This window comes from Nonomuraea monospora, assembly GCF_039531895.1.
Classification (GTDB): Bacteria; Actinomycetota; Actinomycetes; order Streptosporangiales; family Streptosporangiaceae; genus Nonomuraea; species Nonomuraea monospora.
Genome location: NZ_BAAAQX010000004.1, coordinates 361,659 through 386,631 on the forward strand (window position 1 = coordinate 361,659; position 24,973 = coordinate 386,631).

20 protein-coding genes are annotated in these 24,973 nt (G+C 72.9%); 10 read left to right on the forward strand and 10 right to left on the reverse strand.

The window, feature by feature from the left end:
- Positions 1–71: 71 nt before the first annotated feature.
- The 3 genes from ABD331_RS10600 to ABD331_RS10610 all read right to left on the reverse strand — a co-directional run bounded on the left by ABD331_RS10600 (position 72) and on the right by ABD331_RS10610 (position 3,186).
- Complete coding sequence (locus ABD331_RS10600) at positions 72–1,079, reverse strand: NAD-dependent epimerase/dehydratase family protein (RefSeq protein WP_344473137.1); 1,008 nt, start codon at positions 1,077–1,079, stop codon at positions 72–74.
- A 239-nt stretch (positions 1,080–1,318) separates the two neighbouring features.
- Entirely contained in the window at positions 1,319–2,212 is an 894-nt protein-coding gene (locus tag ABD331_RS10605) for a Gfo/Idh/MocA family protein (protein ID WP_344473139.1), read from the reverse strand.
- A 65-nt stretch (positions 2,213–2,277) separates the two neighbouring features.
- A complete protein-coding gene (locus tag ABD331_RS10610) occupies positions 2,278–3,186 on the reverse strand; it encodes a LysR family transcriptional regulator (RefSeq protein ID WP_344473141.1) in 909 nt (302 codons plus the stop codon).
- Positions 3,187–3,291: 105 nt separating this feature from the next.
- On the opposite strand from ABD331_RS10610, the gene ABD331_RS10615 reads away from it, so the two are divergent.
- Positions 3,292–3,939, forward strand: a complete 648-nt coding sequence (locus tag ABD331_RS10615) for a dihydrofolate reductase family protein (protein WP_344473144.1) — start codon at positions 3,292–3,294, stop codon at positions 3,937–3,939.
- Here ABD331_RS10615 and ABD331_RS10620 read toward each other — a convergent pair.
- The gene (locus ABD331_RS10620; protein WP_344473147.1) at positions 3,920–5,020 is read right to left on the reverse strand and encodes a MauE/DoxX family redox-associated membrane protein; all 1,101 of its coding nucleotides are present in this window, start codon (positions 5,018–5,020) and stop codon (positions 3,920–3,922) included. The genes ABD331_RS10615 and ABD331_RS10620 overlap by 20 nt on opposite strands.
- Positions 5,017–6,942, reverse strand: a complete 1,926-nt coding sequence (locus ABD331_RS10625) for an ABC transporter ATP-binding protein (protein WP_344473150.1) — start codon at positions 6,940–6,942, stop codon at positions 5,017–5,019. Before ABD331_RS10625 ends, ABD331_RS10620 begins: the two co-directional genes overlap by 4 nt.
- Before the next feature lie 268 nt (positions 6,943–7,210).
- Here ABD331_RS10625 and ABD331_RS10630 point away from each other — a divergent pair, with 268 nt between their 5' ends.
- Positions 7,211–7,381, forward strand: coding sequence for a hypothetical protein (locus tag ABD331_RS10630; protein ID WP_187414257.1), 171 nt, complete (start codon positions 7,211–7,213; stop codon positions 7,379–7,381).
- Between the two features lie 101 nt (positions 7,382–7,482).
- Positions 7,483–10,134, forward strand: coding sequence for a class IV lanthionine synthetase LanL (gene lanL / locus ABD331_RS10635; protein ID WP_344473153.1), 2,652 nt, complete (start codon positions 7,483–7,485; stop codon positions 10,132–10,134).
- A 58-nt stretch (positions 10,135–10,192) separates the two neighbouring features.
- On the opposite strand, the gene ABD331_RS10640 is transcribed toward lanL, so the two are convergent.
- The gene (locus ABD331_RS10640; RefSeq protein ID WP_344473155.1) at positions 10,193–10,753 is read right to left on the reverse strand and encodes a TetR/AcrR family transcriptional regulator; all 561 of its coding nucleotides are present in this window, start codon (positions 10,751–10,753) and stop codon (positions 10,193–10,195) included.
- Positions 10,754–10,852: 99 nt separating this feature from the next.
- On the opposite strand from ABD331_RS10640, the gene ABD331_RS10645 reads away from it, so the two are divergent.
- The 4 genes from ABD331_RS10645 (at position 10,853) to ABD331_RS10660 (ending at position 17,440) form a co-directional block, all read left to right on the forward strand.
- Positions 10,853–11,872 carry an NADP-dependent oxidoreductase gene (locus ABD331_RS10645; RefSeq protein WP_344473157.1) on the forward strand — a complete coding sequence of 340 codons (1,020 nt, stop codon included), beginning with the start codon at positions 10,853–10,855 and terminating at the stop codon, positions 11,870–11,872.
- A 130-nt stretch (positions 11,873–12,002) separates the two neighbouring features.
- Complete coding sequence (locus ABD331_RS10650) at positions 12,003–12,890, forward strand: alpha/beta fold hydrolase (RefSeq protein ID WP_344473159.1); 888 nt, start codon at positions 12,003–12,005, stop codon at positions 12,888–12,890.
- A 39-nt stretch (positions 12,891–12,929) separates the two neighbouring features.
- Complete coding sequence (locus ABD331_RS10655) at positions 12,930–14,261, forward strand: SWIM zinc finger family protein (RefSeq protein ID WP_344473161.1); 1,332 nt, start codon at positions 12,930–12,932, stop codon at positions 14,259–14,261.
- The gene (locus ABD331_RS10660; RefSeq protein WP_344473163.1) at positions 14,258–17,440 is read left to right on the forward strand and encodes a DUF7824 domain-containing protein; all 3,183 of its coding nucleotides are present in this window, start codon (positions 14,258–14,260) and stop codon (positions 17,438–17,440) included. Before ABD331_RS10655 ends, ABD331_RS10660 begins: the two co-directional genes overlap by 4 nt.
- Positions 17,441–17,446: 6 nt before the next feature.
- On the opposite strand, the gene ABD331_RS10665 is transcribed toward ABD331_RS10660, so the two are convergent.
- Positions 17,447–18,736 (reverse strand): NAD(P)-binding domain-containing protein, encoded by a 1,290-nt coding sequence (locus ABD331_RS10665; RefSeq protein ID WP_344473404.1) that lies wholly within the window; start codon positions 18,734–18,736, stop codon positions 17,447–17,449.
- Positions 18,737–18,812: 76 nt separating this feature from the next.
- Positions 18,813–19,361 carry an OsmC family protein gene (locus ABD331_RS10670; RefSeq protein ID WP_344473165.1) on the reverse strand — a complete coding sequence of 183 codons (549 nt, stop codon included), beginning with the start codon at positions 19,359–19,361 and terminating at the stop codon, positions 18,813–18,815.
- A gap of 73 nt (positions 19,362–19,434) precedes the next feature.
- Here ABD331_RS10670 and metX point away from each other — a divergent pair, with 73 nt between their 5' ends.
- The 3 genes from metX to ABD331_RS10685 are packed head-to-tail and all read left to right on the forward strand — an operon-like array spanning position 19,435 to position 22,429.
- The gene (gene metX, locus ABD331_RS10675; RefSeq protein WP_344473167.1) at positions 19,435–20,631 is read left to right on the forward strand and encodes a homoserine O-acetyltransferase MetX; all 1,197 of its coding nucleotides are present in this window, start codon (positions 19,435–19,437) and stop codon (positions 20,629–20,631) included.
- Positions 20,628–21,950: an O-acetylhomoserine aminocarboxypropyltransferase/cysteine synthase family protein gene (locus ABD331_RS10680; protein WP_344473169.1), complete on the forward strand. Its 1,323-nt coding sequence runs from the start codon at positions 20,628–20,630 to the stop codon at positions 21,948–21,950. Before metX ends, ABD331_RS10680 begins: the two co-directional genes overlap by 4 nt.
- Positions 21,947–22,429, forward strand: a complete 483-nt coding sequence (locus ABD331_RS10685; protein ID WP_344473171.1) for a CoA-binding protein — start codon at positions 21,947–21,949, stop codon at positions 22,427–22,429. The genes ABD331_RS10680 and ABD331_RS10685 overlap by 4 nt, the downstream gene beginning before the upstream one ends.
- On the opposite strand, the gene ABD331_RS10690 is transcribed toward ABD331_RS10685, so the two are convergent.
- Together ABD331_RS10690 and ABD331_RS10695 are read right to left on the reverse strand one after the other, a co-directional pair.
- Positions 22,401–23,798 (reverse strand): LLM class flavin-dependent oxidoreductase, encoded by a 1,398-nt coding sequence (locus tag ABD331_RS10690; protein ID WP_344473174.1) that lies wholly within the window; start codon positions 23,796–23,798, stop codon positions 22,401–22,403. The two genes, ABD331_RS10685 and ABD331_RS10690, sit on opposite strands and share 29 nt — an antisense overlap.
- A complete protein-coding gene (locus ABD331_RS10695; protein ID WP_344473176.1) occupies positions 23,795–24,973 on the reverse strand; it encodes an SfnB family sulfur acquisition oxidoreductase in 1,179 nt (392 codons plus the stop codon). The genes ABD331_RS10690 and ABD331_RS10695 overlap by 4 nt, the downstream gene beginning before the upstream one ends.

Below are 24,973 nucleotides of genomic sequence, written 5' to 3' on the forward strand. Positions count from 1 at the left end.
GAAGTGAGCATGCACGCCTGCCATGTGCCGTGGACACGTGCGTGCGTGTCGTGTGAGAGCGGGCACGTGCGTCAGAAACGCCCGTCGCGGCGTTCGAACTTGGTGGGCTTGCCCAGCAGCGGCCCCCCGTCCGCGACCCACCGCGCCGTGTGCTCGATCAGCTCGGCGGGGGTCAGCTCGGGATAGCCGAACAGGCGGTGGCAGCGGGAGGCGTTCGACAGCAGCGCCGTCGGCGCCTCCTCGCCGGTGAACACCGGCTCCTTTCCAAGCGCCTCGCCGAGCGCCAGCGCCGCCTGCCGCACCGAGATCAGCTCGGGCCCGGTGACGTTGAGCACGTACGGCGGCACGTCGGCGAGCAGCAGCGACCGCAGCGCGACCTCGTTGGCGTACCCCTGCCAGACCACGTTCACCTGGCCCGTCGCCAGGTCGATCGGCTCGGCCGCGAGCACCTTCTGGGCGAGGTCGACCAGCACGCCGTAACGCAGCTCGACCGCGTAGTTGAGGCGGAGCAGCGAGACGGGGGTGTCGTTCCGCTCGGCGAAGTACGTCAGCACGCGCTCCCTGCCGAGGCAGCTCATCGCGTAGTCGCCGACGGGCCCGGTGGGCGAGCCCTCGGTGCTGCCGCCGCTGGTGACGGGGACCAGGGGGTAGACGTTCCCGGTGGACAGCGCGGCGATCCTGCTTCCCGCGAACCGTTCTGCGACGCGTCCCGGCAGGTAGGTGTTGGTGAACCAGGCGGCGTGCGCCCGCCCGCTGGTGCCGAACTTGGCGCCGACCAGGAACACCACGTTGGGCGCGTCCGGCAGCTCGCGCAGGGCCTGCTCGTCGGCGACGTCGGCCGCGACCACCGTGGCGCCCTCGTCCTGGAGCGCCTGGGCCAGGCCCGGCTCGGAGAAGCGGGACACCGCGATGATCCGCCTGTCGCCGGCGGTGGCGTTCAGCGCCAGGCGTACGAGGCTCGGGCCGAGCTTGCCGCCGGCGCCCAGGATCATGATGTCGCCGTCGAGCTTGCCCAGATCGTCGACGAGCCCGGGGGTCGGCCGTGCCAGCCGCTCCTCGAGTTCCGCTGTCGTCCGCACGCGGTCTCCTCCACATTCGATTTACGGTCCAGACCGTAACCGCGCGAAGCTCCGGCTGTCAACGGCCGGTATGCCGGGGTGCTGGTCCTCAGGCGCGCGAACCACGCTGCTCCTCAGGCGCAAGCCGCGCGGGAGCCCAGGCGCACAACCCGCGCGGGACCTCAGACGCGCGAGCCGCGCGGCCGGGCGGGCGGGCGAGCCGCGCGGGCGCTCGGGCGGGCGAGCCGCGCGCCCGGTTCTCAGGTCGTCGGGAAGTCCTCGCGTGCGCGGACCAGCACGTCGAGGACGGCCCTGGTCTCGGCCCACGGCACCGGGCTGGGCGCCCCGCCGACCATCGCGAGGAACGCCTCGATCGTCCCCTCGTACCCGAGCCCCCGGACCGGATCGTCCCCGCCCTCGATCACGATCGTCTCGCTGCCGTCCCGCTTGTGCAGCGTCACGCTGTACGACTCCGACTCGGACACGCCGAGGATCTCGACGCTGCCGGTGATGCCGTCGTCCCAGCGCAACGCCATGACGCCGGTGTCCTCAGAGCGGAGCGTCGTGTAGTGCCGCCGCGCCCCCGCCGCGCCCACCAGCCGCACGTCCGGCCCGAGCAGCGCCACCAGCAGCTCCACACCGTGGATGCCCATGGTGACCATCGTGCCGCCGCCCTCCCCCGGCGTGTCCTGCCAGGCGTTGTAGCCGTCCGCCCACAGGCCCACGTCGTGCCGGACGGTCGCCCGCACCGCCAGCACCTCGTCCCGCTCGACCCGCGTACCGGCGAAGGAGGGAGCGAACCTCAGCACCGAGCCGGACAGGACGCGGTCGTGGATCGGCAGCCGGTCGAGCTGGTCGAGCTGCGCCCGGCTGGCGGCGGCGGGCTTGTTCACGAAACAGGGCAGCCCGGTCTTCAGCACCTCGGCCAGCGCCTGCGGGACCTGCGGGTTGGGGACGGTCAGCACCACCCCGTCGAGCTGCCCCGCCAGCACCTCCGCCAGGCCGGCCGCCACCTTCGCCTGGGGGTGCTCGGCGGTGAAGCGGGCGAGCCGTTCCTGGTCCTGCTCCCACACCACGAGCTCGGCGTGGCGGGACAGGGTGCGGGCGTCGGTGTAGGGGTGGCTGGTGGCGAGCCCTGCGAGTGCGATGCGCACGGATTGTCCTTCCGAGTCCGGCAATGACTGCGCCGAAGCGTAGCCATCATGGACCGGCGCCGTCCTCAACGCGTCTTGCCGTCCCGACGAGCGGCGGCGGCGCCTCGGAGTGCGGCCGTTTCGACGAGGGCGGTCAGGACGGCGGCGACGGCGGGCGGGTCGGGTGGCTCGCCGTAGGTGGCGGCGTGGATCCGGCGGGAGAAGCCGACGAGCTCGGTGGTGTGGACGTCGGGACGGCGGTGCGCCTGGAGCGCCAGCCCCGGCAGCGTGGTGACGCCCTTGCCCGCGGCGACGAGCGCCTGCACGACCACCATGTCATCGCTGAGCGACGCGATGCGCGGGGTGAAGCCCGCCCGCCCGCACACGGTGATCAGCTCCTCCTGGCACCGCCGGCAACCACCGATCCAGGGGGAGTCGCGATGCCCGGCGAGGCTGTCACCGGCCCTCTGGCTCACGAGGTGGATCGGGTCGTCGCGCAGGTGCACGAGGCGGAACCCCTCCTCCCCCTCGAACGGCGTGTCGGCGTGCTGGAAGACGAGCGCGACGTCGATCTCTCCGTCCCGCAGCATCTGCAGCGCCTCGGCGGGGTGCCGGTCGATCAGGACCAGTTCCAGCCCGGGGTTGGTACGGGCCAGCGCCACGGCCGCCTCGGGCACGATCGTGCTCAGCACCGACGCGTTGGCCGCCAGCCGCACCCGCCCGGTCCGCAGGCCGACCTGTGCCGCCAGTTCGTTGGTGGCCGCGTCCACCCGCCCCATGATCTCGGTGGCCCGCAGGGACAGCAGCCGCCCCTCCGGGGTCAGCCGGATCCCGCGCCCGACGCGCTGCACGAGCCTGGCGCCCGTGGCCGCCTCCAGACGGGCGAGGTGGTGGCTGACGGACGACTGCGAGTAGTGCAGCTCTTTCGCCGCTTCGGTGACGGACCCGTGCCGCGCCACGGCGGCCAGAACCTTGAGATGAACCAGGTTCAGCATTCATCGACGATATCGATGCCACTGCCGAAATTTCGGCATTAGACGTCATATATGCGCTGGGTCGATGCTGGGGTGCGGAAAGCCCACCTGACAAGGAGCACCCCGATGTCCGATGTACGCGTGCACAACTTCTCGATCTCCCTCGACGGCTTCGCCACCGGCGCCGGCCAGGCCGCCGACGCCCCGTTCGGCCACGCAGGAGAACGCCTGCACGAATGGATGTTCGCCACCCGGTTCTGGTACGAGATGGGTGGCCGCCGTGGCGGCAGCGGCGGCGCCGACCACACGTTCGCCGCCATGCACGGCCCCGGGATCGGCGCCGAGATCATGGGCGCGGGCAAGTTCGGGCCTCCCGGCTGGCAGGACGACCTCGACTACAAGGGCGCGTGGGGCGCCAACCCGCCGTTCCACACCCCCGTCTTCGTGCTCACCCACCGGCCCCGGCCGTCGATCGAGATGGAGGGCGGCACCACGTTCCACTTCCTGAACGCCACCCCCACCGAGGCGCTCGAAGCGGCCCGCAAGGCGGCCGGCGGCCAGGACGTGCGGCTGGGCGGCGGCCCCTCGATGATCCGCGACTTCCTCGCCGAAGGGCTCGTCGATCACATGCACGTGGTGCAGGTCCCGATCCTGCTGGGGCGGGGTGTCCGGTTGTGGGACGGGCTGGAGTCGCTGGAGGAGGCGTACGACATCGAGGCGGTCTCGACGCCCTCCGGCGTCACGCACCTGACGTTCACGGCGAAGCGCCGGTGATCGCACGCGCACGCGTGACCAGGGAGGCCACGTCGGCGGGAGTGGGAACGCCGCCCGCCGCCAGGACGCGCCCGTCCCGCCCGACGACCACCGCGTAGGGCGGCCACGGGATGTCGTTGGCCTCGAAGACGTCCGGGGCGACGACGAGCGGCAGCTTCACCCCGTGCCCGGCCAGGTAGCGGCGGGCCTCCTCCGCGTCGGCGGCGGTCACGAGCACCACATTCACCTGCCGCGCGGCCTCGACCAGGGCCGGGAGTACGCCGGTGCACAACCGGCAGGCGGGCGAGATCAGCGCGTACAGAACCGGCTCTGGGCCGCGCTCGTCGGGACGGCCGGATGCGGCCGATGCCGGGCGGATTTCGGCGGGATGGCCGGATGCGGCCGACGCCGGGCGGATTTCGGCGGGATGGCCGGATGCGGCCGACGCCGGGCGGGCCGCGGCGGGGCGGCCGGACAGGATGAAGTGATCGCCCGCACGCGGCCCCGGCGGAACGTCCACAGCAGAGGACCTGGCGGGCAGGAGCGCAGGCGCCAGCAACGCCACCGCCACGAGCAGCGGCGCCGGCAGCAGCTGCACGGGCTCGAACGGCACGCCCCCCGCGACCACCGCCATGACGGCGAGAACCAGCAGCAGCCCCGTGCGAGCCAGCGTGCGCACGCTCACCCGATCCGCCGCACCACCGAAACAGCCGCACGGAACGTCGAGGCGGCGGGCGAGCGCCGAGCCGATCGCGGTCAGGAACGCGACGAACAGCAGCGCGGCCAGCACCCCGCCCCACCGCCGCGTTCCCGGGACGGCGAGCAGCACGGCCGCGACGACCTCCGCCGCGATCACGGCAGGGGCGGCGGCCGTGGTGAGGCGGCCGGGCAGCAGGCGGTATCCGGCGATGTCGCGGGCGAAGGCGCGCACGTCCCTGACCTTGCTGAGCGCGGCGGCGAGCAGCACCGCGACCAGCCCCAGGGACGCGGCGGCGCAGACCGTCGCCACGCCGTCCGCACTCACCGCACCAGCGCAGACGGCCGCCACCCCATCCGCAGTCACCACACCAGCGCAGACGGTCGCCATCCCGTCCGCGCTCACCGCACCGCCTCCTCGGCCCGGGCCACCGTCCCGCCGTCGTACTGGTAGGCGGCGGCCTGCAGCCCGTACAAGTCGGCATAAAGCCCGTCACGCGCCATCAGCTCCGCGTGCGTCCCCTGCTCAGCCACCCGCCCCCGATCCAGCACGTAGATCCGATCGGCGTAACGCACGCTGGCGAGCCGATGCGTGATCAGCACCACGGCCCGCCCGTCGGCGTGCCGCCGGATGCGCTCGAACAGGGCGTGCTCGGCGCGGGCGTCCAGGGCGGAGGTCGGCTCGTCGAAGATCACCAGCTCGGCGTCGTGGTAGAAGCCCCGCGCCACCGCGACCCGCTGCCACTGCCCGCCGGACAGGTCGTGGCCGCCCCGGAACCGGCGGTCGAGCAGCGCGTCGTAGCCGAGCGGAAGTGTGGAGACGACCTCGTCCGTGCCCGCCGCGGCGGCGGCCTCGGCCAGCCGCTCCTCTTCCAGGGGGCGTCCCATGAGGATGTTCTCACGGACGGTCAGCGGCCAGCGGGTGTGGTCCTGGGCGATCACCGAGACCATCCGGCGCAGGTCGAGGTCGGCCAGTTCGCGGCCGTCCCAGCGGATCGTGCCGGACTGCGGCCGGTACAGCCCCGCCAGCAGCTTGGCCAGCGTGGTCTTGCCGGAGCCGTTCTCGCCGACCAGCGCGATGACCTCGCCGCGCGCGACGGTCACGCTCACGTCGCGCAGCGCGGGCCGGTCGGCGCCGGGGTAGGCGAAGCTCACCCCGTCGGCGGCCAGAAGGGCGAGGCCCGAGGGGGTGAGGGCGGGCGCGGGCGGCGTGCGGGTCTCGGCGTGCTCACGGAAGGCCAGGTAGTCGCCGAAGTACAGGCCCGCCTCGTACAGGCGGTTGAGGGTCTGGACGAGCCCGGCGAGCGAGGACTGCCCGGTTCTGAGCGCGAGGACGGCGGTGCCGGCGACGGCGAGCGGGATGACGCCGGCGGCCAGCAGCGCGGCCAGCGCGCCGTAGACGGCGAGGGTGGCCGCGCCGGTCAGCGCGTCGCCGCCGGCCTTCACCACGGTACGGCGGCGCGCGACGTCGAGCTGGACGTCCTGCTCCAGGTCCGCCACCTTGGCGTACTCGCCGAGCAGGAAGTCGCGCAGCGCGAACGTGCGCACCTCGGCGGCGGGCTGCCGCTCGGCCATCAGGTCGGAGAGCATGAACTTGCGCCGCCGCGCGGCCGACAGCCGGTAGAAGGCCTGATAGCCGAGCCTCGCGGTACGGATCGCCGCCCAGCCCGCGGGCACGGCGGTGACCAGCAGCAGCGGCATGAGCACCGGATGCAGGAACCCCAGCGCGGCCGTCGCCGCGACCACGCCGACCGCTCCGGTCAGCGCGGAGATGGTGGTCTCCACGACCGTCGCCGTGTCGGGCACCCCGCTGTCGCGGGCGCGCAGCATCGCGTTGTGGAAGTCGTCGTCGTCGAAGGCAGCCAGCTCCACCTGCGTGGTCAGCTCGAACAGCCGGGTCTCCGCGAGCCGTTCGACCTGCGGTTTGAGCCGGGCCTGCGCCCAACCGGCGGCGGCGAGCAGCGCGCCGCGCAGCCCCGTCGCGACGGCCACGAGCGCCAGGGACGGCAGCGCGGCGCGCACCCGCTCGGGCGTGGGGCCGCCGGCGAACAGCGAGGCGAGCACGTCCGAGGTCGCCACCAGCCCGTAGACGGTGAACACGCCCGCCAGGACGTTGCCCGCCAGCGCGACCGCCGTGTCGAAGGGGGCGGCCTGCCACGCCAGCCGCAGCGCGGAGGCGATCAGGAACGGCAGGCGGCGGGCGATCTTGCCGAGGCTCGCGGTCAGCAGCTCCTCGTCCCGGCTCTCCCAGTACGCCGCCGCCAGCCCCGACCGATCCCCGATCGGCGAGCCGCTGGATTTACGGCGCGGTTTTCCCCAAAATCTCATGCCGCATACGAATTAGGGCAGATCATCCTGTCAATCTAGGTCAGCCTTCCAGGGCTGTAAAGGTCCGCCGCAAACACAATTCGGACCGTGATCATTCATTGCTGCATGCTTATGGACATATCAGCGCAGCCATGCTCATAATGCCTCCGTTTGGCCGTAACTCTCATTGTGGGTGACGGTCAGGGCACTGGTAACGGCACCTACCAGGTGCGCGTGCCGGGCCCGTATCCATCGACGACCGCTCACAGCGGTCAGGGAAGGAGACCTCATGTCGGTACTGGCTCTGGAGCCCCGCGACGCCGGTGTGCTGGAGTTCGAGGACCTCGACGTCGACTTCGACGGTGAGCTGACCAAGCTCCTGCACGGGCCTCAGGCCTGCGTCAACACCTGCAAGCGGACGGTGTGCAGCAGCTTCCCCTGCTGCCCGTCCATCGTGTGATCCCTCGGTAACGGCGTGCGGATCCGCGTAATGCGGAACCGCACGTTCGCCATGTCGAAAAATGGCCGTATTTCATGCATCCGGGGTGAGGAATTATGAGCGTGTCCGCCGTTGTCAATGTGCCGGACGTCCTGGCCGAATTCGCCGCCGCGCACGGCCGCGACGTTCACCAGGACGAGACCTGGATCAGCGTGCACGACCCCGCCGGCGGCACACCCGCGCAGGGGTGGAAGATCCACGTGTCGGCGCGTCCCGGCACGCTCGCGGAGACGCTCGCCCGCGCGCTGCCGGTGCTGCTGGAGCACGGCTGCGACTTCAAGGTCGCGCGGTCGCCCGAGACGCTCAGGGAGCTGAACTCCGGTGACCTCGACGCGGGGGCGGTCGGCAAGGCCATCACCGCGTACCCGGCCCAGGATCGGGTGGTCGCGCTCGGGCAGGCCCTCGCGGACGCGCTGGCCGGGATGGCGGCGCCGCGCATCGTCAGTGATCGGCGGGTGCGTTCCGATGCTCCCGTCTACTACAGGTACGCGCCGTTCGCGCCGCAGTATCGCGTGGATGAGAACGGGGACTTCGAGCTGGTCGTGGTGGGGCCTGACGGGGAACGCCTGCCCGGCGCCGCAGGCCCGGAGTTCTCCTGCCCGCCCTGGGCCACCGACCCGTTCCGCCCACCCGTGGAAGTCCTCAGTGGGGAAGTCACCGGTGATCGGCCTGCCCGGCTGATCGGCAACCGCTACCAGGTCACCTCGGGAGTCGTGCGCGGCCCGCGCGGCAACGTCTACCGCGCCACCGCCCCCGACGGCCGCCCCGTCATCGTCAAGGAGGCCCGCGCCTACGTCGGCGAGAACACCGAGGGCTGGGACCTGCGCATGTACCTGCGCAACGAGCTGCGCGTACTCGGCGCACTACGCGGCCTGGCAGGCGTCCCTGCACCGCTCGACCACTTCCGCCACGGCGAGGACGAGTTCCTCGTCATGACGGACGCGGGCAGCCTCGACCTCAACCGCTACGTCGGCGAGAACGGCCTGTTCACCGACGGCGGCGGCGCCCGCGACCTCGGCGCGCTCGCCGCCCGGCTGCTGTCGGTGCTGGACGCGGTGCACGAGCGCGGCGTCGTGGTCCGCGACCTCTCCCCCAAGAACGTCGTCCTCGGCGACGACGGCTCCTGCACCCTGATCGACTTCGGCAACAGCAGGTACGACGGCCTGCAACTCCCGGGCTGGACCCGCGGCTACAGCGTCCCCGACCAGCACACCGGCCGCGACTCCGAGCCCGCCGACGACTACTTCTCGCTGGGTGCCACGCTCTTCTTCGCCTGCGCCGGCATGAACCCCCTCATGATCGACCCGGACCCGGCCGCCAACGCCGAACGCACCCTCCTGATCCTCGACCGCCTCTTCCCCGGCGTCACAACGGGGGTCGTGGGGCTGGTTCCACGGCTGATGAGCCTGGACCCTGCCACGCGCACCACCGCAGCCGCCGACCTGCGCGCCGGGCACCTCACCAGCCACCCGGCCACCGCCGACCTGGGCGCCGGACGCCTCGCCAGCCGCCCGGCCACCGCCCCCGACCTGCGCGCCGGGCATCTCGCCGGCCCGAACGCCGACCGGCCCACCGGCCGTTCCCGGTCGTCGGCGGTGTCCGTCCGGTACACCGGTGAGCTGTTGTCGCGGGTGATGCGGCACACCGTACGGGAGTGCACGCGCTTCGCCGAGAGCCTCATGCAGGTCCCTGACGACGCCCGCCGCACCGGCCCGCCGGTGACCAACGTCTACGCCGGGTCGGCCGGTCTGGGCATGGAGCTGCTGCACCACCCCGAGAGCAGGGACGTCGCCCTCGACCTGGCCCGCTGGACGGCCCGCGTCATGCCGACCGCAGTCCTGCCACCCGGCCTCTACTTCGGCCGCACCGGCACGGATGTGTTCCTGGCCACCGCCCTGTCCGGGCTGCCGGAGCCGGCGCCCTTCGAGCTGAGCGGTGACCAGCGCGCCGACCAGGCACACGGTGTCGCCGGGATCGGCAGTGGGCATCTGGCGCTCGCGGTGCTCGACCAGGACCCCCGCCACCTCGCCGTCGCCGCCGAGTGCGCCAGGAGGCTGATCGCCGGCGAGGTCACCACGTCCGAGGACGCGATCGCCCCCGCCCAGCCCGGCACCGGCGTGGCCGTGGACGCCGCCTACGCGCACGGCGCGGCCGGTTGCGCCGACTTCCTGCTCTCCTACCACGAGGCCACCGGCGACGGCCCGGCCCGGGAGGCAGCCGCGCGGGAGGTCGCCGCGCTGGCCGTGACGGCGGAGTCGCTGCTGGGCGAGCTGGCCGGGCCCGACGCGCGCCCGATGGGGGCGTCCTGGTGCCAGGGCATGGCGGGCATCGTGACGACGCTCGCCCACGCCGCCCAGGTCTTCGGCGAGGACCGTCACCTGGATCTGGCCGAGCGGGGCGCGCGCGCCTGCCTGGCGCTCGCGCCTGGCGCCTGGGTGGTCTCGCAGTGCTGCGGGCTGGCGGGGATCGGCGAATCGCTCGTGGACCTGGCCCTGATGACCGGCGACGCCGCCTACTGGCGGGGTGCGGAGGAGATCGCCGAGCTGACGCTGCTGCGGGCGGGCGGCGCGTTCGAGAGCCCCGTCTTTCCGGGGAACGACCTGGACAAGGCCGGTTACACGTGGGGCACGGGTGCGGCGGGCGTGCTGTCGTTCCTGCGCCGCCTCGACCGCCGCACCGGCCCGCGCCTGTGGACGGCTACCCCCCTCGTCTGAACGCCGCTCCTCCAGACGCGCTGCTCGCTCACGCGCCGCTCGCTCAGGCGCCGCTCGCTCAGGCGCCGCCCGCTCGGCCGTTCAGTATCGTCCCGGCGATCACCCCGAAGAGGTGATCCGCGCGCGGCGCCAGCGAAGGCTGGTCGTTGAGCCAGGCGAGCGCCCCCACCAGCGCGAACAGATCCCCTCCGTCGATGTCGCCACGCGCCACCCCCGCGTCCTGAGCCCGCCTGAGCAGCCGCGTCCCGGCCGCCCGCATGGTGACGCACGAGGCGTGCAGCGCCGACTCGGGGTCGTCGATGGCGGCCATCATGTGCTCGGTGACGCCCCGGTACGAGTGCGCGCAGCCGACGCAGTCCCGCAGCCAGGTGACGAGGGCGTCCTCGGCCGAGCTGGACGTCTCCAGCTCGGCCGCCTTCGCTGTCAGCTCGTCGAACCCGGCCCGCAGCAGCGTCTCCAGCAGGGCTTCGCGCGTCGGGAAGTGCCGGTACAGCGTGGCGAGCCCGACGCCGGCCCGGCGGGCGATGTCGCGTAGCGAAGCGTCGGCGCCCTGCTCGGTCACGACGGCGGCGGCGACCACGAGTAGCTGGTCATAGTTCTTCTTGGCGTCAGCCCGCATGGAGATACCTGCCTTGACATCCGGAGCAGTGCTCCACATAATCGGAGCACTGCTTCGCTTAAGCATATCCCACCCCATCGACCCGAACGGGGAACTGCCATGAAGGCGATCAGGCTGCACGAGTTCGGCGGCCCTGAAGTGCTGCGTCACGAGGAGGTGCCGGTCCCGGAGCCGAAGCCGGGCGAGGTGCTCGTCCGCGTCCACGCTGTCGGCGTCAATCCCCCCGACTGGTACGTGCGCGAGGGCCTGCCCGGCGTCCCTCCCCACCTGAGGCCGCCACTGAGCCTGCCCCTGATCCCTGGCACGGACGTGTCGGGCGTCGTCGAGGCCGTCGCCCCCGACGTGACCGGGTTCCGCCCCGGCGACGAGGTGTTCGGCCTGCTCCGCTTCCCCGGCCTGGCGGGCAGCGCCTACGCCGAGTACGTCACCGCGCCCGCGTCCGACCTCGCCCACAAGCCCGCCGCCCTCGATCACGTGCACGCCGCGGCGTCCGCCATGGCGGGGCTGACCGCGTGGCAGTTCCTGATCGAGCTGGGGCACGACCACCCGTCCCCGTTCCAGGAGACGCGGCATCGCCCGATGCCGCTGACCGCCGGGATGACGGTGCTGGTCAACGGCGCGGCGGGCGGCGTGGGGCATCTCGGGCTGCAACTGGCGAAGTGGAAGGGCGCGCACGTCATCGCCGTGGCGTCGGGCGGGCACGAGTCGTTCCTGCGTGAGCTGGGCGCCGACGAGTTCATCGACTACACCACGAGCGCCCCCGAGGAGCTGGCGCACGACGTCGATCTCGTCCTCGACACCGTCGGCGGCCCCGGCAGCAGCCGTTTCCTGCGCACGCTCAGGCGCGGCGGCGCGCTGTACCCGGTGTTCCTGGCCGAGTTCGACCCCGAGGAGGTCGCGAAGCTGGGCGTCACGACCTCGGCCACGCAGGTGCGCTCGAACGGCCCGCAGCTCGCGCAGCTCGGACGGCTGCTCGACGCGGGCACGGTCCGGGTCGCCATCGACAGCACGTTCCCGCTCGCGCGGGCCCGGCAGGCGCACGAACGGGCCGCTCGCGGCCACCTCCAGGGCAAGATCGTGCTCACGGCCGGCCGGGGACCAGGAGTCCTCGGGAGCTGACGTCTGTCCCTCGCAGGAGCTACCGCCGAATGTCCACCGTACGGGGACGATCTCGGACCGCCCGATCCGTAGCGTTACGACGCGACCACGGAACCCCCCTGGCGCCCGAATCCCCTCACTGGAGGACCCCATGCTCCGCACCTTCAAGACGTCCGTCGTGACCGCTCTGTGCTGCACCGTGCTCGGCGCGGCCGTCACCGGCTGCGACGGCGACGCGATGGAGAGCTGGGACCCCTTCCCCACCACGACCCCCATCTCCGGCACCGAGAAGATCGAGGTCGCGGGCCGGTCGGTGAACGTGTCCTGCGCGGGCGAGCAGCAGGAGGGCGAGCCGGTCGTCGTCCTGATGCACGGCGGCGGCGACGGGCTGGACAAGCTGGCCGCCCTGCAGAAGACGCTGAGCGCCGAGCACCGGGTCTGCTCCTACGACCGGCTCGGCGCGGGCGCCAGCGACCAGCCGGAAGGCCCGCAGGACTTCGCCAGTACCGGGAAGATCCTGACCGGGGTGCTCGACCGGGTCGCCGGTGACGCCCCGGTCGTCCTGGCCGGTCACTCGCTGGGCGGCCTGATCGCCGCCAGGTACGCCCCCGGCCATCAGGACCGCGTCAAGGGGCTGGTGCTGATGGACGCCACCCCGTCCACGATGGTCGCCGACATCAAGAAGGCGATCCCCGAGTCCGCCAAGGGCCCGGCGGCCGAGCTGCGCGCCCAGAACCTGGCCGTCTTCCAGGGTCAGAACCCGGAGAAGCTGGTCATCACCGACGGCGAGGTCCGCTCGGCCGGGCAGATCCCTGTGGAGGTGCTGCAGCACGGCAAGCAGTACCTCGCGGCCCTGCCCGAGTACGGGCCGCTCCTGGAGAAGGCGTGGTCGGCGGGCCAGCGCGACTGGCTGGCGCTGTCCGGCCGCAGCAAGCTGAGCACGGCCGCGGGCAGCGAGCACTACATCTACCTCGACCAGCCCGAGGTCGTCGTCAAGGCCGTCGAACGCGTCGCCGCGGAGGCCGCCCGCCCAGCGTGACCCCCCGGATTGTCGGTGGAGAGATCTATCGTCCCGGCCATGACTTCAGCGACGCAGGCGTACACGTACGCCGCGCCCTCCTCCCTCGTGGACGGTCGCCTCGGCCTGGCGACCTCCGGCGGCCGTGCCCTGTCCGGCCCCGCTCTGGCCCCCCGGTTCTTCAGCGGCGTGGTGACGCAGGCGGCCCCCGCCGCGGCCAGCCTGCTCGGCGTCGCCGACGTGGCGCTGGCCCGCTACCACCAGCCGCAGGCAAGGCCCGGCTGGGTACGCGACCCGGTCGTGACGTGCAACGGAGACCGGCTGCGGTTCGAGTCGTTCTCGGCCTGCGGCGGCGTGTACGCCCGGCTCGACCTGCTCGGCGGCGCGCTCGACGGCGAGGTGTTCGACCGGGGCACCACCAACGTCGACGTGAACGCCCCGCTCAGGGAGGCGCTGGCGCGCATCGGCCCGCGCGACCCGCTGCACCTGGGGGTGGGCCTCGACGAGCTGGTCGTCACCACGATGGACGGCGCGGTGGTGGAGAAGAAGGTGCCGCTGCCCGAGCGCTGGTTACGCGGCTTCGCCGAGGTGCAGGTCATCGCCTCCGGCATGGACCAGCGCGGCGAGCTGACCGGCATGGCGGCGGTGCGGTTCCTGCGCGGGCTGCCCAGGAAGGGCACGGTGTACGTGGCGCAGTCGGGCCGTGAGCTGAAGGTCCACGACCGGCGGGTGCCGGGCGCGGTCCAGCTCGCCGGCCCCAACCGGCTCGGCACGCTCCTGCCGCTGCTGCGCTTCGCGAAGTCCCTCAGGATGTACGGCCCCGCCGACGCCGCCTCCAGCGCGTGGGAGCTGGAGCTGCCCGGCATGCGTTACACGCTCACCCTCTCGCCCGAACGCTGGCGCGGCTTCTCCGGCGAGGGCGCGGTGCTCGACGACCTGTCCACCGACGAGGCCGAGAACGACGCCGACGTGGTGGGCATGCTGCTCAACTTCGAGCCCGAGATCGAGATCGGCTTGCTGGCCGACCGCGCGGGCATCCCCGCCGACCGGGTGCGGGCCGCGCTGACGCAGCTCGGCGTCGCCGGCCGGGTCGGCTACGACCTGTCGGAGGCCGCCCACTTCCACCGCGAGCTGCCCTACGACAAGGACAACGTGGTGCTGCTCAACCCGCGGCTGGCCAAGGCGCGCAAGCTCGTCGAGGCGGGCGCCGTCCAGCTCGACGGCGAGGACGCCGCCACCGTCCGCACCTCGGGCGGCGCGCGCCGGGTCTCGCTGGCCGACGGGTCCTGCACCTGCGAGTGGTGGTGGGACCATCGCGGCTCCCGGGGGCCGTGCAAGCACGTGCTGGCCGCCCGGATCGTCGCCCGCGCCGCCGTGGAGGTCTCCCGATGACCGCCTGGACGGAGATCCGCGACCTGATCGTCCGCAACCAGGTCCACCGTCTGGCCGACCGGCTGACCGCGCTCACCGACGAGGAGCGCGCCGAGCTGGGCGAGCGGCTGCCCGGCCTGGTCAAGGAGCTGCGCAGGGCCCGCACCGAGCAGGTGCGCGCCGAGCATCCCGACGACTTCGAGGAGCTGGCCTCCTGGGAGGTCGGCGAGCTGCTCGACGAGGTGGCCGGCGCGCTGCTGCTGACCGGCGTCGGGGTCGTCTCCGGCCCTGCGGCGGCCGTGAGCTGGATGACCAGCCGCGACGTCAACCGCCGCTGGGCCAGGGACCCGGACGTCGCCCGGGTGTGCAAGGTGGCGGCTTCCCGCCCCTTGGAGTGGCGCCGCGAGGTCGCGGTGCGGCTGGCGCAGCGGGTGCGCCGGCCGGCCGACCGCATCGCGCCGCTGGCCGTGGCGCTGCTGCGCGAGTCCGGCGCCGCGCCTCCTGACCACGACCCGCTGGTGGCCGCCTGGCTGACCGCGCCGACGGTGCCCGGCGACCCGCTGACCCCCGTCCTGCTGCCCCGGATCTTCACCGCTGACGGCGCCGGCCGCGCCCTGCGTGAGGAGCGGCTGGAGCCCCGGCCGACCCGCTGGCTGGCCGCCGCCGCCCGCGCGCTGCCGAGAGAGCAGGTGCTCGACGGGTGCGTGAGCCGTTTCCTGCGTGGCGGTGAGCCGCAGGACCTGCGCTTCTTCGTCCGGCTGCACACGCTGCTCGACCCCACGCCCGCCGAGTCCGCTCCCCGCCTGCGTGACTACCTGCGGTTGCTGCCGTCGGCGCCGGGCACGGTCGCCGAGCTCGCGGCGGCGCAGGTGCGCGAGGCGATGCCGCTCGACCACGCCGACCTGGTCGAAGCGGTGGACGCGCTCACCTTCCGCGACGAGGCCAAGCTCGCCGCCACCGGCCTGCGCTGGCTCGACCAGGCGATCCGGGCCACGCCCGAGGCGGCCGGCGACTTCGTGGCCGCGCTGACCACCGCGTACGCGCACAAGTCCTTCGACGTGCGCAACCGCGCGGTCGAGCTGACCATGAAGCACTCGGGCCTGTTCGCCGGCCACGCCGAGGCCATCCGCGACGGCGTCCCCCACCTGCCCGCCGATCTGGGCGCGAAGCTGGCCGGGCGGTTCGGCGGGGAGATCCCGGTGGAGGAGGCGCCGGCGGACAAGGAGTTCCCGCCGCTGCCCGAGCTGCCGGAGCCGCGGCGCTTCCCCGAGCCGTCGATCTTCCCCGACTACCACGAGCGCTGGATCGGCCAGGAGCGCTGGCTGGCCGCGTTCGTCGCCGGGATCGCCGAGGACCGGACGAAGCTGCGCCGCAAGCTCAAGCCGCACGTCGAACAAGACCAGGGTTACTGGCGCTCCAGCGAGACGCACACCTCGCCCGACGATTGGCAGTCGGTGCTGGCCGCCGAGCTGGTCACCCCCGGCACCGTGCCGGAGCTGCCGCCGATGGGGCCGCAGAAGTTCTGGGACAACGCGAGCCACTCCGTGCGGGTGCGCCCCCTCACCCGCGGCGAGGAGCCCGACGCGGAGCGGTCGCCGCGGCGGATCATGATCGGCGGCGCCTACCGGCCCGGCCGCTACCTGGACGACGACACCCCGCTGCGCGTCTTCTTCATCACCTGGAACACCGACGACGGACCGCAGGGCGCGGTGGCGCGCGATGGCGACCAGCGGATCCCCTTCGCCCACGGCCGGATCCACCTGAACGGCTCCCCTGACGACTTCGAGCCGCCGACGCGGGAAAGGGAGATGTGGGACGCCCCCGAGCCGCCCCGGGTGCGTTCGAAGCCCGGCGTCGTGTACGACGACTCCGAAGAGGCCATGCCCGACCTGGTCCTCGACCTCGCCTGGGACCGCCTGGCGGAGCTGGGCGTGGACCCCGTCAGGATCGCGGCGATGCGGGCGGGGCAGCCGGTGCCCCCGCCGGGCCCTGACGAGCCGCTGGTGGAGGTGACCGTCATGTTCGTCCCGGCCCGGCTGCGTTCCTACCTGCCCGAGGAGCTGCCGGAGCACGACGAGTGGCGGCGGCGCAACCGGATGCCGCACCCCAACAGCGTCTCCCCGCCCACCGACTTCCTGCTGCACCGCTACGCGGAGCTGGCCGGGGCGCTGCGCGGCGACACGCTGCCGCCGGTGCTGCTGGCCACGCCGACCTGGATGAGCGGCCACCTCGACCCGGACGTGCTGATCGACCGGCTGGAGACCTGCGCCGCCGCCGGCGTGGAGCCGCTCCCCGCCGACCTGGCGCAGGCGCTGCTGCGGCTGCCCCGTGGCCGTCACGAGGACGCGGCCGGCCGGGCCGCCAAGATCGACTCGGAGGCGGCGCGCTCGGCCGCCCGCTGGCTGGCCGACGGCGGCATGGCCGACCCCGAGTGCGGCCTGGTGTGGCGTCACATGGTGAACGCGTCCATGGTCGAGTTCGGCGACACGGAGCCGGAGCACTTCACCGAGGTCAGGCTGAAGCCCGTGCTGCGGGTGACGGCCCCGACCGGGCACCGGCTGATCGACGAGGTGCTGCTGCGCGAGCCGTTCGACTGGACGGTCGACGAGTACGGCGGCACGCAGCGGGCCTGGCCCGCCATGCTGCCCTCGCACCGCGAGGTCGTGGCCGTCAACTTCCTGCCCTTCCTGCTGCGCCACCACTGGGGCACCTGGTCGGCTCCGGCGGAGCTCACCGGCCTGGAGATCGCCCAGGGCCCGATGGGCGAGTCCACCGGGGTGATCCTCGCCTTCCTCCTGGCCGGCCGCGTGCCCGGCATGGTCCCGCTGATCCTGAACATGGCGGCGCGGGGCGACCTGCCCGCCGAGGCGATCGGCCGCCAGCTCGCGCTGGTGCTGCGCCGCACCTGGAAGGAGACCCGCCCCGCCATCGAGGCGCTGACCGAGCTGGCCGACGCGGGCGGGCACCGCGAGGTGTGGCGCATCCTGCGCGCCCTGCTGCCCGAGATGTTGCCGGGCGAGGGGCAGCGCGTCACCGTGACCCACACCGCGCTCGTCGCCTTCGCCGCCGACGTGGCGCGCTGGGCCGGCGCTCGCGGGGAGCTCCCGGTCGTCGCCGAGTTCGCGCGCGGCACCAGGAAGAACCGCTTCGTCCACGAGTGCGGGCGCCTGCACGCCCAGCTCGCCGGGGCCGCGACCTGACCCGCGTTATCGTCCGGACAGGTACCCGGCGAGGTGGTCGATCACCTCGCGCGCGTCCGGCTCGATGCCGTGGATGAACGTGGACCTGCGCCGCCGCAGCAGGGGCAGCCCCAGCGCGTACAGGCCGGGGCTGTCCGCGACGCCGCCGTCGTGGCGCAGCCGTCCCTTCTCGTCGAGCACGGGCACGTGCAGCCAGCCGTAGTCGGGGCGGAAACCGGTGGCCCACACGATCGTGCGGATCTCGCCGCCGCGCAGGTCGAGCTGCAGCCGCGCCGACTCGGGCACCCGGGTCGGCGCGAGGCGTTCGGGCGGGCCAAGGTCGGGGCCGGTGCCGGTGTCGGGGCCGAAGCTGACGTCGAGGTCGCGGGTGCTCGCCCAGGCGTCGAAGGTGTCCAGCAGGCGTTCCAGCTTGAGGTCCGCGAGCGAGAACACGTTCCGCAGGCCGCCGGAGAACAGGGCCCGCCCGTCGCGCACGGCCGCGAGCCGGCCCACCGGTTCGACGCCCATCGCGGTGAGCGCGTTCAGGTCGAGCGTCGCGCGCTCGGGGGTGCCGACGAGCTGGGGCGAGGGCAGCCGCCGGGCCCGCGCGAGGTCGTCCACCTCGTCGTGGCGCTGGTCCCACACCCCGGAGGCGTCCATCCACCACAGCACGTCACGCCCGCGGTAGGTGCGGGGCAGCCGCACGTGCTCGCCCACCGACAGCACGACCGGCCGCCCCGACCTGCGCAGCTCGGCCGCTAGTTGCACGCCGGTCGCCGACGCGCCCACCACCAGCACGCCGCCGTCGGGGAGCCTGCCGGGCTCGCGGTAGTCGAACGGCGTCAGTTGCTCCACGGACGGCGGCACCGCCTCGCTAAACGGCGGCACCACCGGGCGGTTGCAGGCGCCGCTCGCGATGACCACCGCCCGGCAGCGGATCTCGCCGCGGCTCGTCGTCACCTGGTAGCCGTCGCCCGCGGTTCGTACGGAGGTGACGTCCGTGCCGGTCCTGACGGGCGCCCGCGAGAGCGTGGCGAAGCCCTCGATGAGCTGCGTCACTTCCTTCGCGGTCATGTAGCCGTCGGGGTCGGGGCCTGTGTAGGGCAGGCCCGGCAGGCGGCTCTGCCAGTTGGGGGTGAGCAGGCGGAAGGAGTCCCAGCGCTCGCGGCGCCAGGAGTTCGCCACCTCGCCGCGCTCGATCACGACGTGGTCGATGGAGCATTCGCGCAGGAAGTGGCTCGCGGCGAGACCGGCGTGCCCGGCGCCGATGACGACGGTCGTGACGTGCTCGGTGATGACTCGGCCTCCCAGGCTCAGGTCGAGGGGCCCGGCTTCTCCGGGCTCGGCTCGGGGGCTCGGCTCGGGGACTCGGCTTGCGGGCCGGCTTGCGGGCTCAGGCGACGGCGACGGTGACGTTCGTCGGGTTCGTCAGCGCGTCGAACACGGCCGAGCGCTTCTGCGACTGTGCCACCAGCGCCTCGATGTCCTGCCTGGAGGCGTCCGCGTCGATGTGGAAGGTGACCTTGATGTCCTCGAAGCCGTTGCGCACGTCGGCGTCGGCGCCGAGGATGCCGCGGATGTCGTGCTTGCCCTCCAGGGTCGCCTCGACCGAGCGGAGCTGGATGCCGCGGTTCTGCGCGACGGACGCCACCCCGGCCGTCAGGCAGCTCGCCAGGCCGACGAGCAGGTACTCGATGGGCGTGATCCCGTTGTCCTCGGCCGCGAACACCTCGGGGTGGTCGGCGTCGAACACCGCCTCGCTCTTGTGGCTGCGCTCCTCGCCGAGGCCGAAGAACTCCTTGACGGTCGTGGTGCTGTGCACGCCGTTGCGCCAGGTGGAGGAGGCCCGCCAGACGAACTGGGCGGCCTCGGGTGCGCCCTTCAGCACCTCGCGCGCGTCCAGCAGCGCCTGTACGTTCACACCGTTCGCGACTGTGGTCATGCTGCGATCCCATCTCCTGCATTTCCGGTAGGTATTTGACCATATACCTTCCGTGGCCGCTACCATAAGTCCTATGTCGCAGCCAGCCACCGAAGTCGCGGCCAGCAGTGTCGGCACAGTTGAGACCCGGTATCTCGATCTGCCCGAGCCGGTGCGTCTCGACTGCGGCCGGGAGCTGCACCCCGTCCGGGTGGCGTACGAGACCTACGGCACCCTGTCGCCCCGGCGCGACAACGTCATCCTGGTGTGCCACGCGCTCAGCGGCGACGCCCACGCGGCCGGCCGGTCCAAGACACCCTCGGGCGAGAGCACCCGCGACGGGTTCGGGGCCGAAGGGCACGGCAAAGACCTCGGCTGGTGGGACGGGATGATCGGCCCCGGCAAGGCGTTCGACACCGACCGCTTCTTCGTCGTCTCCACCAACCTGCTCGGCGGCTGCCGGGGCACGACGGGCCCCTCGTCGATCGACCCCGCGACGGGCGAGCCGTACGGGCCGGACTTCCCCGTGATCACGGTCGCCGACATGGTGCGCACACAGCGCGCCTTCCTCGACGTCCTGGGCGTCGACCGGCTCGCCGCGGTGGCGGGCGGCTCGCTCGGCGGCATGCAGGCGCTGCAGTGGGCGGTCCTGTTCCCCGACCAGGTCGACTCCATCGTGGTGATCGCCAGCACGCACGCCCTGCACCCGCAGGGCGTGGCCTGGAACGCGATCGCCCGCGACTCGATCCTGCGCGACCCGGACTGGCAGGGCGGCCGCTACTACGGCACGGGCCGCGCGCCCGACGCCGGCATGGGCGTCGGGCGGATGGTCGGCCACATCACCTACCTGTCCGCGCCCGCGCTGGAGGACAAGTTCGGCCGGCGGCTGCAGTTCTCCGACGACCTGCGCTACACGATCACCGAGCCGGAGTTCGAGGTGGAGAGCTACCTGCGCCACCAGGCCGACTCCTTCGTCAAGCGCTTCGACGCCAACACCTACCTCTACACCTCGCGCGCGCTGACGTACTTCGACCTGGCCAGGCAGCACGGCGGCGGGTCGCTCGCGCGGGCGCTCGACCGCGTCTCGGCGCGCACGCTGCTGATCGCGTTCAGCTCCGACTGGCTGTATCCGCCGTCGGCGTCGCAGGAGATCGAGCAGGCGCTGCGCGGCCTGGGCAAGCCGGTCGAGCTGCAGGTGATCGAGGCGCCGTACGGCCACGACTGTTTCCTGCTGGAAGAGGCGCGGCAGACGCCGATCATCCGCCGGTTCCTGAGAGAGAGGCTTTTGTGACCGACCAGCTCCCCCGTGCAGAACAGGCCCGCGAGTTCGGGTTCGAGACCCGGCAACTGCACGCCGGGCAACGGCCCGACCCGAACACGGGCGCCCGCGCGGTGCCGATCTTCCAGACGACCAGCTACGTCTTCGAGGATCCGGAGTCCGCGGCGGCGTACTTCAACCTCCAGGAGTACGGCAACACGTACTCGCGCATCATGAACCCGACCGTCGCGGTGTTCGAGGAGCGGGTGGCGAACCTGGAGGGCGGCGCGGGCGGGGTGGCGTTCGCCAGCGGCATCGCCGCGCAGGCGGCGGCGCTGTTCACGCTGCTGCAGCCGGGCGACCACGTCGTGTCGTCCTCGGCGCTGTACGGCGGCACGGTGAACCAGCTCAAGCACCTGCTGCGCAAGATGAACGTGGAGCTGAGCTGGGTCGATCCCGACGATCCGGACGCCTGGCGCAAGGCGGTGCGGCCGGAGACGAAGGCGTTCTTCGGCGAGACGATCGGCAACCCGGCGGGGAACGTGCTCGACATCGAGACCGTGGCGGGCATCGCGCACGAGCACGGGCTCCCGCTGGTCGTGGACAACACGTTCGCGACGCCGTACCTGTGCCGCCCGATCGAGTGGGGCGCCGACATCGTGGTCCACTCGGCGACCAAGTTCATCGGCGGCCACGGCACGAGCATCGGCGGCGTCGTGGTGGAGGCGGGCACGTTCGACTGGTCGAACGGGCGTTTCCCGGTGGTCGCCGACCCGTCTCCCGCCTACCACGGGCTGCGCTTCCACGAGACGTTCGGCGAGTACGGCTACCTGATGAAGCTGCGCGCGGAGACGCTGCGCGACCTCGGCGCGGCGCTGTCGCCGTTCAACGCGTTCCTGTTCCTGCAAGGGCTGGAGACGCTGTCGCTGCGCATGGACCGGCACGTCGGCAACGCGCTGGCGGTCGCGGAGTTCCTCCGGTCGCACGAGCTGGCCTCCCACGTGACCTACCCGGGCCTGGCGGACAGCCGCTACCGGCCGCTGGTGGACAAGTACCTGCCGCGCGGCGCCGGCGCGGTGTTCTCCTTCGACTGCGCCGGCGGCCGGGAGGGCGGGCAGGGCCTGATCGGCGGGCTGACGCTCTGGTCCCACCTGGCGAACGTCGGTGACGCCAAGAGCCTGGTCATCCACCCCGCCAGCACGACGCACCGCCAGCTCGGCGACGACGAGCTGGCGGCGGCAGGAGTCGCGCCCGGCACGGTGCGGCTGTCGGTCGGCACCGAGTCCGTCGAGGATCTGATCTGGGACCTGGAGCAGGCTTTCGCCCGCGTCGGAGAGGTGGCCAAGGCATGACCGCACTCGACCGCTACCAGGACGCGCTGACGATCCAGCGCGTCCTCCACTCCACCAGGACGATCGCGATCGTGGGGCTGTCCGGCAACGAGCTGCGGGCCAGCCACTTCGTCGGCTACTACCTCAAGCGGCACGGCTACCGGGTCATCCCCGTGAACCCCCGCGAGAAGGAGATCCTCGGGGAGACCAGCTACCCGAGCCTGGCCGACATTCCCGAGCCGGTGGACCTGGTGAACGTCTTCCGCGCGCCGGACGCGCTGCCGGAGATCGCCCGGGAGGCGGTCGCGATCGGCGCGGGAGCCCTCTGGTGCCAGTTCGGCGTGATCAACGAGGAGGGCGCGCGCATCGCCGAGGACGGCGGCGTGACCGTGGTCATGGACCGCTGTCTCAAGGTCGAGCACGCGCGTTACGTGGGCCGGATGCACTGGCTCGGCTTCAACACCCGGCGCATCACGTCGGTCCGCGCCGGGCTCCAGTAGCCGGGAACCGGCGGTACGCCGCGCCGGGATGGCTGCCGGGCAGCCGGTGCACGCCCGGCCCGAGAAGGCGCTCGCGCAGCGTCGTCTCCTCGTAGGAGGTGCGGTAGCGGCCCCTGCGCTGCAGCTCGGGCACGACCAGCTCGATGAAGTCCTCGGCGGTGCCCGGCGACAGGTACTGCATGAGGTTGAACCCGGTCGCGCCGGTCTCGTCGGCCCAGCGCTCGATCTCGTCCGCGACCCGGCCTGGCGTGCCGGCGACGAAGAACGGGCCGCCCTGCCCGATGCGGCCGACGGAGTCGAGCACGTCGCCCACCCGCAGGCCGCGGCCGACCAGCGGGCGCACGGCGCGCTCGGTGAAGTCGCCGCCCCTGGCCACGAGGTCGTCGATCAGCTCGGCGCGGTCGTAGGCGGCCAGGTCGATGCCGCTGCCGCGCTGGGCCAGGAAGCCTTCGGGGCGGATGTGCCGCTGCAGGTCGGCGACCTTGGCGTCCGCCTCCTCCTGCGTGCGCGCGACGATCACCGACGCGCTCGGGAAGAACGTGATGTGGGCGGGGTCGCGGCCGTAGGCGGCGGCGCGGCGGCGGGTGTCGGCGATGTCGTCGCGCAACGCCTCCAGCGAGGCGGCCCCGGTGAAGACGGCCTCGGCGTGCCTGGCCGCGAACTCCTTGCCCCTGTCGGAGTTGCCCGCCTGGTAGAGCACCGGCGTGCGCTGCGGCGACGGCTCCGACAGGTGCGGGCCCGCCACCCGGAAGTGCTTGCCGACGTGGTCGATGGCGTGCACCTTGGCCGGGTCGGTGTAGACGTGCCGCTCGCGGTCGCGGACCACGGCGTCGTCCTCCCAGCTCCCCTCCCACAGCTTGTAGAGCACCTCCAGGTACTCCTCGGCGATCTCGTAGCGCAGGTCGTGCTCGATCTCGTCGTCCAGGCCGAAGTTGCGGGCGGCGCTGCGCAGGTAGGACGTGACGACGTTCCAGGCGACGCGGCCCTTGGTGAGGTGGTCGAGGGTGGACATGCGGCGGGCGTGCGCGAACGGCGGCTCGTACGTGGTCGAGAACGTCACCGCGAACCCCAGGTGCTCCGTCACGGCGGCCATGGCGGGCACCACGAGCAGCGGGTCGTTGGCGGGGATCTGCACGGCCTCGCGAATCGCCGTGTCGGGCCCGCCCCGGTAGCGGTCGTAGGCGCCGACGACGTCGGCCAGGAAGACGGCGTCGAACAGGCCGCGCTCCAGCAGCCTGGCCAGGTCCGTCCAGTACTCCAGGTCGGTGTAGCGGTGGCGGTTGTTGGCCGGGTGGGTCCACAGGCCGTGCTGAATGTGGCCCACGCAGTTCATCTCGAACAGGTTGAAGTGGATGACGCTGCTGCTCATCGCGGGTAGCTCCTGGGGGCGATGCCGTTGAGGTGGTAGTTGCCGACGTCGTGCACCTTGGCGCGCCGCGGGTCGTGGACGGTGTGGGTGCGGGCGTTGCGCCAGTGCCGGTCCAGGCCGAGCGGCTCGCGTACGGCGGAGGCCCCGGCCAGCTCGAACCATTCGGCGCTGACCCGGTTGGCGGCCCGGTCGGCCTGCGCGCGGGCGGCGGCCATCGCGACGGCGGCCTCCGCCGCGAGCGCGGCGAACTCCTCGGGCGGCGCCGACCTGGCCCGGTCCACGGCGTCGCCCGCGCTCTCCAGCAGGGCGCGGGCGGCCCTGGTCAGCACGGCCAGCTCGCCGAAGTGCTGCACGACGACCGGGTCCTCGACCACCTTCTCCGCCTGGGCGCCCGGCCAGCCGCCCTTGGTGTAGCCGCGCAGGAACGCGGCGGCGTCGGCGAGCGCCCCCTCGGCGATGCCGGTGTCGATGGCGGCGTGGATGAGCAGGCCGAAGCTGCGGAACGTGCTGACCTCCGCGCGGCCGACCGGCATGACCCGGCCGGCGGGCACGAACACGTCCTCCAGCAGGACGGTGCCGCTGGCCGTGGTGCGCTGGCCGAAGCCGTCCCAGTCGTCCACGACGGTCAGGCCGGGCGCGTCGCGCGGCACGAAGGCGACGCTGTGCGACTCCTCGTCGAGGGCCGTCACCGGGATCCAGTGGGCGAACAGCGCCCCCGTCGAGTAGATCTTGCGGCCGGAGATGAGGTAGCCGCCGTCGTGCGGGCGCAGGGTGGCGCGTTCCCGCTCGCCGCCGGGGCCGCGGCCGTCCACGGCGGCGTTGCCGAGGTGCCGCCCGGCGAGCGCCTCCGCGTAGAAGAACGCCTGCTGGTCGGGGGTGCCGTGCTCGCGCAGCGAGTCGAGGTACCAGAAGTGGTTCTGCGGGATCTGCCCGATGCTGCCGTCGGCGGCCGACAGCTCCCTGATGACGGCGCCGAGCGTGGCGGTGCGCACGCCGGCGCCGCCGTGCCCGGCGGGGACGGTGATGCCGAGCAGCCCGCTGTCCGCCAGTGCCTCGATCTCCGCCACCGGCAGCACGCGCCCGGCGTCGCGCCCGGCCGCCCCTGCCGCGAAGCCCGCGGCCAGCTCGCGGGCGACCGCGAGCGCCTCGTCGTCGGTCTTGATCACATGTGCCAT

Coding starts and splice junctions, on each gene's coding strand:
- ABD331_RS10615 (WP_344473144.1), top strand. CDS start 3,292: ATGTCCGATGTACGCGTGCACAACTTCTCGATCTCCCTCGACGGCTTC.
- ABD331_RS10610 (WP_344473141.1), bottom strand. CDS start 3,186: ATGCTGAACCTGGTTCATCTCAAGGTTCTGGCCGCCGTGGCGCGGCAC.
- ABD331_RS10630 (WP_187414257.1), top strand. CDS start 7,211: ATGTCGGTACTGGCTCTGGAGCCCCGCGACGCCGGTGTGCTGGAGTTC.
- ABD331_RS10685 (WP_344473171.1), top strand. CDS start 21,947: ATGACCGCACTCGACCGCTACCAGGACGCGCTGACGATCCAGCGCGTC.
- ABD331_RS10670 (WP_344473165.1), bottom strand. CDS start 19,361: ATGACCACAGTCGCGAACGGTGTGAACGTACAGGCGCTGCTGGACGCG.
- ABD331_RS10650 (WP_344473159.1), top strand. CDS start 12,003: ATGCTCCGCACCTTCAAGACGTCCGTCGTGACCGCTCTGTGCTGCACC.
- ABD331_RS10690 (WP_344473174.1), bottom strand. CDS start 23,798: ATGAGCAGCAGCGTCATCCACTTCAACCTGTTCGAGATGAACTGCGTG.
- ABD331_RS10645 (WP_344473157.1), top strand. CDS start 10,853: ATGAAGGCGATCAGGCTGCACGAGTTCGGCGGCCCTGAAGTGCTGCGT.
- metX (WP_344473167.1), top strand. CDS start 19,435: ATGTCGCAGCCAGCCACCGAAGTCGCGGCCAGCAGTGTCGGCACAGTT.
- ABD331_RS10625 (WP_344473150.1), bottom strand. CDS start 6,942: ATGAGATTTTGGGGAAAACCGCGCCGTAAATCCAGCGGCTCGCCGATC.
- ABD331_RS10655 (WP_344473161.1), top strand. CDS start 12,930: ATGACTTCAGCGACGCAGGCGTACACGTACGCCGCGCCCTCCTCCCTC.
- ABD331_RS10660 (WP_344473163.1), top strand. CDS start 14,258: ATGACCGCCTGGACGGAGATCCGCGACCTGATCGTCCGCAACCAGGTC.
- ABD331_RS10640 (WP_344473155.1), bottom strand. CDS start 10,753: ATGCGGGCTGACGCCAAGAAGAACTATGACCAGCTACTCGTGGTCGCC.
- ABD331_RS10695 (WP_344473176.1), bottom strand. CDS start 24,973: ATGGCACATGTGATCAAGACCGACGACGAGGCGCTCGCGGTCGCCCGC.